The sequence below is a fragment of the Natronomonas salinimetallica genome (genome assembly GCF_013839515.1).
Classification (GTDB): domain Archaea; phylum Halobacteriota; class Halobacteria; order Halobacteriales; family Haloarculaceae; genus Natronomonas.
On sequence record NZ_JACDNQ010000026.1, the window covers coordinates 1 to 5,438 of the forward strand.

The window sequence follows — 5,438 nt, forward strand, 5'->3', positions numbered from 1 at the left end:
GCCTTTCGAGGCCTTGGCAGAGCGACGCTCTGCCAGTGGCCCCACCCTCAACGAGCGAGGCCGCAAGGCCGAGCGAAGTAGGGTGGGGTCGGTTACGCGTGCAGTCCACGCACCGGCCTCGGCAGCACTGATGCCCGGGATGTCGCTCTAGTCGGTGTTCTCGTGCTCGATTAGCTCCGTGAGATCGAGGTCTGCTTCCTCGTTTTCGGGGCTCGATTCGTCCGTCGTGCCGGAATCCTGAAGTCCGGTGGATGTCTTCATTGACATGCTTCCTTGCCTGGAAGCACGGGGTCGGTGTCTTCAACAACGGCCTCATCTTCTGCGAGGCGTACCACGCTTTACATTACGCGAGAACGTCGAAGGAGTCATCAAGAGGTTTGAGAAATGGCACGGAGTGAAAGACAGGAACGACCTGTAAGCGACGAAGAGTTCGAGTCGATGCCCGAGCGCATCAGCAGCCACTTCGACCGGGTACGCGACCTGGTAGAGCAGGAAACCGACGACTCCGACGCCTGAGCGCAGCCCCCCGAATGAAGAAATCGTATTACGACGATCAGGCCAAAAACGCCGAGATAGGGATCGCTGCGACCGTTCACCGCTATAGTGATACTGTCGGACGTAATTTCGTGAATACCTGAATCGTTCAGATAGACGAAACCGTACTGTGACACGACGCTCAGAGATTTTCGATTCAAGTAGTTACGTCCGACAGTATGAACATCGCAACTATGTACACATCGATCGCACTGCCGCCGTGCGATCGAGTGTGTCTTGTCTTCCGATCTCTACTATAGGGCCACACTTCGTGGCAACCACTACGAGATGCTCACGTACGGGGACCCCCGGATAATACGACATCGACGGGCCAAGCATACGTCGACGCTTCGATCGGGAGCCACGTTCGTACTCGTTCCACCGTGGTGGTGGGTGGTCTCGAGCACTGACCGTCGGAAGATTGTTCCGCCCCACCCGTGGCCTTATCCGAACACTACGACTCGGACAGCACACATATTTTTGTCGTGGCGTCACATACCGCGGGTATGGAGTTCGTTATTGTCGGTTACGGCCGGGTCGGCGCTCGCACGGCTGACATCCTCTCGAGCGAGGGCCACGACGTCGTGATCGTCGAACTCGAGGCGCCGAAGGCACAGACCGCCAGGGACGACGGCCACGAGGTCGTCGAGGGCAACGCCGAGGACGAACGGGTTCTCGACGAGGTCGGCCTCGACGACGTCGATGCCCTCGCGGCCCTCACGGGTGATTTGAACGTCAACTTCACCGCCTGTATGATCGCGAACGGCCGCGACTGCCGGACGGTACTCCGGATCGACGAGGACTACCGCGAGGAGATCTACCGGAAGTACGCGGCCGACGTCGACGAGGTCGTCTACCCCGAACGGATGGGTGCCGCGGGCGCGAAGACCGCGCTTCTCGGCGGCGATCTGAACGTACTCGGCGACCTGACCGAACACCTCACGGCCACGACTCTCGACATACCGGCGGGGTCGCCGGCCGTCGGCCGCCGCGTCGTCAATATCGACCTCCCGGGCGGCGCTCGGCTGTACGCCCACGGCCGCCGCCGCGAGCCGATGACGATCCCGCTCCCGCAGACGGAGATCAAACCCGGCGACCGGGTCGCGCTCGTCGCCGAACAGGCGAGTCTGGACGAGATCAGGTCCACGCTGCACGGGTAGGGGGCGCGAGGCGAACCGTCTCCCCGCGGAGACGGAACGCCCGACGTGGCGATATCCGGCGGTTTCAGCGTGTCCTCGCCCGACAGGCGAACGTCTCGGTTCGCGTGACGGCGTGATCGACGACGAATCCGCCGTCGCTCAGCGCCGACACCGCGTGTCCGAGACCGTGACGCTCTTCGAGGGGTGGTCCGTCCTCACCGCGGCCGTCCCGCGTCCAGTCGACGATGACGATGCGACCGCCCGGCCGGAGGACGCGGGCGATCTCCTCGGTCGCCGCCGGACCGGAGAACTCGTGGTACGTCATCGTCGAGAACGCGGCATCGATCGTTTCGTCACCGAAGGGCAACCCGTCGATCGGGGCGGTGACCGTCCTGACGTTGTCGGGAACGCCGTTCTCCTCGTAACGTTCGTGCATCTCCGATTGGACATCGACGGCGTTGACGGTTTCGGCATACGGGGCGATGAGATCGGTGTAAAAGCCGGTCCCGCTGCCGAGATCCGCGACCGTTTCCGTCGGGGCCGGGGACAGAAGCGACACTAACTCCTCGCCGGAACACCACCGATACCGGGACGCGTCATCGAGTTGGTCGGCGCGATCCGAGTCGAACGTGTGAAATCCCATACCCGGCGTAGCGGGACGGACGGTATAAGCGTGGTTGATCCGGTGGTCGGATCCCTATCGGCTCCACGGACGGTCGATCCCCTCGCGGCGACCGTCGAGGACGGCGAAACGCTCCCCCCGGCGCTCCTCGAGGCACGCGAGCAGCCGTTCGGCCCACCGGAGTTTCCGTGCCTTCTCGGGGCCGACGGAGGGGTCATCGAACGCCCACCCGGGAAAGACGAGCCGTCCGGCCCCGCAGGCATCGGCGAGAAACGCCGCCCGGTCGCCGTCGGTGAACCCGCCGGGATTACACACCGGCGGGGCCGGGGCAGCCTGCGTCGTCGGAAGGACCGCATCGAGGGCAAAGGAGGGAACGTAGCGCTCGATCGCGGCGATATTGTCGCCGTGTGCGTGTGCGGCAACGGGGACGCCCTCCCGGGAGAGCTCCCGGGCGGTCTCGGGGTTTTTATCCAGATCGGTCACCATACAGTCGACTGTGACTCCCGCCTCAAGACAGGTATCGGCGGCCGTCGAGGCGGCGACCACGGCGTCGGCTCCGTCGGCGAGACTCAACTCCTCGGGGAGCGTCGGTCCGGCACCACAGACCGCGACGGTGCCGCCGAGTCCGATCTCGTCGGTCGTGAGGGTGGATTCCCCGGCAACGAGGCCGGCCAGCAGGTCGCGAGCACGCTCGTCGCCGCCCCGGTCGTAGCCGAAATCGTCGAGTATCGACGCGTAGATGGGTTCCCACTCTGTGTACTGCATGGCCACTACCAAATATAAAGACTGAGCCCGAAGCGCACCAAGGTACCCCTACCCGGATGTGCCCTCCAGGCTTCCATCAGAGGATTGCGGTGCCTGTGGCATAAGCTTTCTTGTACGGTAAGCCGCCAGTTCGCCGCGTGTCTGACGGATCGCCCTCGTCCGGTACCGGTCGTCGCCCGCACGGGTCGGCGGTGACCGGTCCGGCGGTCCGGCGGTCCGTATCAGCTGCCACCCAACCCCTCGTAGGCGCGCCCGATCGCCTCGACGGCCGGCGTCGGTCCCCCCGCGATCTCCGCGCGGAGGGCGTCGAACTCGGCCGCCGTCCCCACGAGGATGAGTCCATCGCCCCGGTAGGCGTCGACGCCCGTCGTCCGGGCCGTCCGTTCGAGAACCGCCGCCGACCGCTCGGGGAGTCGGAACTCGACGGCGTGGGTGCGTACCGACGGAACGTCGACGTCGGCGCCGTCGTTCGCTCCGATCCGGGCCAGGTGGCGGGCGAGGTCCCGATCGGTCCGCACGTCGAGTTCCTCGACGCCGCGCTCGGCGTCGCGACCCCGCTTTCGTCTGAACTCGTGGCCGATCAGCGCCGCGTCCCGCGTCTCGGCGACGTCGTGGGTCCTGACGACGTGAGCGCCGCGTTCGACCGCCATCGAGGTCGCCGCGAGCGAGACGGGGAGCGCTCTCTCGGTATCGCGTCCGGCGACCTCTCGGAGGAAGTTCTTCCGGTTGATCGAGACGAGCATCGGCCGCCCGTGGCCGCGGAACTCCCGGAGCCGACCGAACGTCTCCCGATCGTCGGCGGTCGTCTTTGCCTCGGACCACCCGCCGAAGGCCGGATCGACGATCGTCTTTTCGGTGAACCCGTTCCGCTCTAGGGCGTCGTAGATCTCGTCGACGTCCTCGATCGCGCCGGGCCGTTCGAGGTCCGGCGGCGAGGCCATCTTCGAGACCGCGACGTCGTACTCCGAACAGACCGCCGGCATCTCCGGGTCGGCGAACCCACAGATGTCGTTGACCATATCGAAGCCGGCATCGATGGCGGCCTCGGCGACTTCGTGATAGCGGGTCTCAATCGACCAGACCGCATCCCCCGAGGTCGATTCGATCGTCTCGATGGCCGTCCCCAGACGGTCGAGTTCCCCTTCCGCCGACAGCACCTCGAAGCGTTTATTGGCCGATTCGAGCCCGACGTCGACGATGTCGGCGCCCTCGTCGATCAACGCCTCGTCGACGTAGGCGGCCGCCTCGCCCGGATCGTCGAAGACGCTCGGATCGTAGGGTGACTCCTCCGAGACGTTCAACACGCCCATGATCCTGGGCGGGTACTCATCACCGATCTTCAGGCCGGCGGCGTCGACCGTTCGCATACCCTCGGTTGGGGTGCTCGTCGCTAAAACCGACCGATACCGGAACGCCGCGGTACGCACGCAAACGCCCTTGTGGGCGGACTACCCGCTCTCGTTTTATGTACTGACGGCGTCGGGTGTCGTATGCAACTCAAACACGCGAGACGTAGTTCCGTTCTCGGTGCGGTCGTCTCGGTCATCGCGGGTGTTCTCCCGTTCGTTTCCTTCGTCGCACCGCTGCTCGGCGGCGTCGTCGCGGGGTACGTCCAGCGGGCGGGGCCACGCGACGGCGCGGGTGCCGGAGCGCTCATGGGCGGCCTCCTCGCCGTTCTCGGGGCGGTGCTCCACGTGTCGAGCCCGGTTCTCCCGGCGGTCCCCGCGGCGGTCGTCCTCGGTCCGTGGGTCCGTGGGTTCGGGGCCGGCCCCTTCGGCGGGATGACCGCGATCATCGCCGTGAGCGCCGTCTTGCTCGTGATCGTGGGCGCGGCCGGGGGCGCGGTCGGGGGAGCACTCGCCGGCCGGTCGGAACGACGACAAGCGAACATGCCCACGTAGCGATGGCTGGCGCGATACGACGCGGTGGCTGTTCGCCTCGAACGACCCCCTGGACGGGCCAAAGTTTTTGTATATCCGTATTTTCCAATCCGACGATAACGATGCTAGAACTCTACCAGTCGGAAGGCTGCCCGTACTGTGAGAAGGTTCGAGAAACGCTCTCGGAACTCGGTGTTTCGTACGTTGCTCACAATCCGCGTCTCCCGGGCGATCAAGGTGGTGCCGTAACCAATACGGTCACCCACGAGAAACTCACAGCGGGCGGGGGCGATCAGATCCCGTATCTCGTCGACACCGAGCGTGGCGTCACGATGTACGAAAGCGACGATATCGTCGACTACCTAGAAGAGCGGTACGATTGACGCCCGCCCCGCTCTCGAATTACGGAAAGTCAAGGAGAAAGCCTCGCCGTTCACGGCGGGGATGAATCCGACAACACGGCCACAGCCGCCGGAATTAAGCCTCTCGACAGCGTAT

At 65.1% G+C, this 5,438-nt stretch carries 7 protein-coding genes; 4 read left to right on the forward strand and 3 right to left on the reverse strand.

The window, feature by feature from the left end; translation table 11 throughout:
• Positions 1-384 precede the first annotated feature (384 nt).
• Positions 385-516, forward strand: a complete 132-nt coding sequence (locus HZR14_RS14530) for a hypothetical protein (protein ID WP_255479287.1) — start codon at positions 385-387, stop codon at positions 514-516.
• Between the two features lie 524 nt (positions 517-1,040).
• Positions 1,041-1,694: a potassium channel family protein gene (locus HZR14_RS14085; RefSeq protein WP_181693513.1), complete on the forward strand. Its 654-nt coding sequence runs from the start codon at positions 1,041-1,043 to the stop codon at positions 1,692-1,694.
• Between the two features lie 64 nt (positions 1,695-1,758).
• On the opposite strand, the gene HZR14_RS14090 is transcribed toward HZR14_RS14085, so the two are convergent.
• From HZR14_RS14090 to HZR14_RS14100, 3 genes are all read right to left on the reverse strand, one after another.
• Positions 1,759-2,316, reverse strand: a complete 558-nt coding sequence (locus tag HZR14_RS14090; protein ID WP_181693514.1) for a class I SAM-dependent methyltransferase — start codon at positions 2,314-2,316, stop codon at positions 1,759-1,761.
• A 54-nt stretch (positions 2,317-2,370) separates the two neighbouring features.
• A complete protein-coding gene (locus HZR14_RS14095) occupies positions 2,371-3,060 on the reverse strand; it encodes a 6-hydroxymethylpterin diphosphokinase MptE-like protein (RefSeq protein WP_181693515.1) in 690 nt (229 codons plus the stop codon).
• A gap of 221 nt (positions 3,061-3,281) precedes the next feature.
• Positions 3,282-4,427 (reverse strand): dihydropteroate synthase, encoded by a 1,146-nt coding sequence (locus tag HZR14_RS14100; RefSeq protein ID WP_181693516.1) that lies wholly within the window; start codon positions 4,425-4,427, stop codon positions 3,282-3,284.
• Between the two features lie 123 nt (positions 4,428-4,550).
• Between HZR14_RS14100 and HZR14_RS14105 the strand changes: the two genes are divergently transcribed.
• Together HZR14_RS14105 and HZR14_RS14110 are read left to right on the forward strand one after the other, a co-directional pair.
• Positions 4,551-4,961: a DUF5518 domain-containing protein gene (locus HZR14_RS14105; RefSeq protein WP_181693517.1), complete on the forward strand. Its 411-nt coding sequence runs from the start codon at positions 4,551-4,553 to the stop codon at positions 4,959-4,961.
• Positions 4,962-5,062: 101 nt separating this feature from the next.
• Entirely contained in the window at positions 5,063-5,323 is a 261-nt protein-coding gene (locus tag HZR14_RS14110; RefSeq protein ID WP_181693518.1) for a glutathione S-transferase N-terminal domain-containing protein, read from the forward strand.
• The last annotated feature ends 115 nt before the right edge of the window (positions 5,324-5,438 follow it).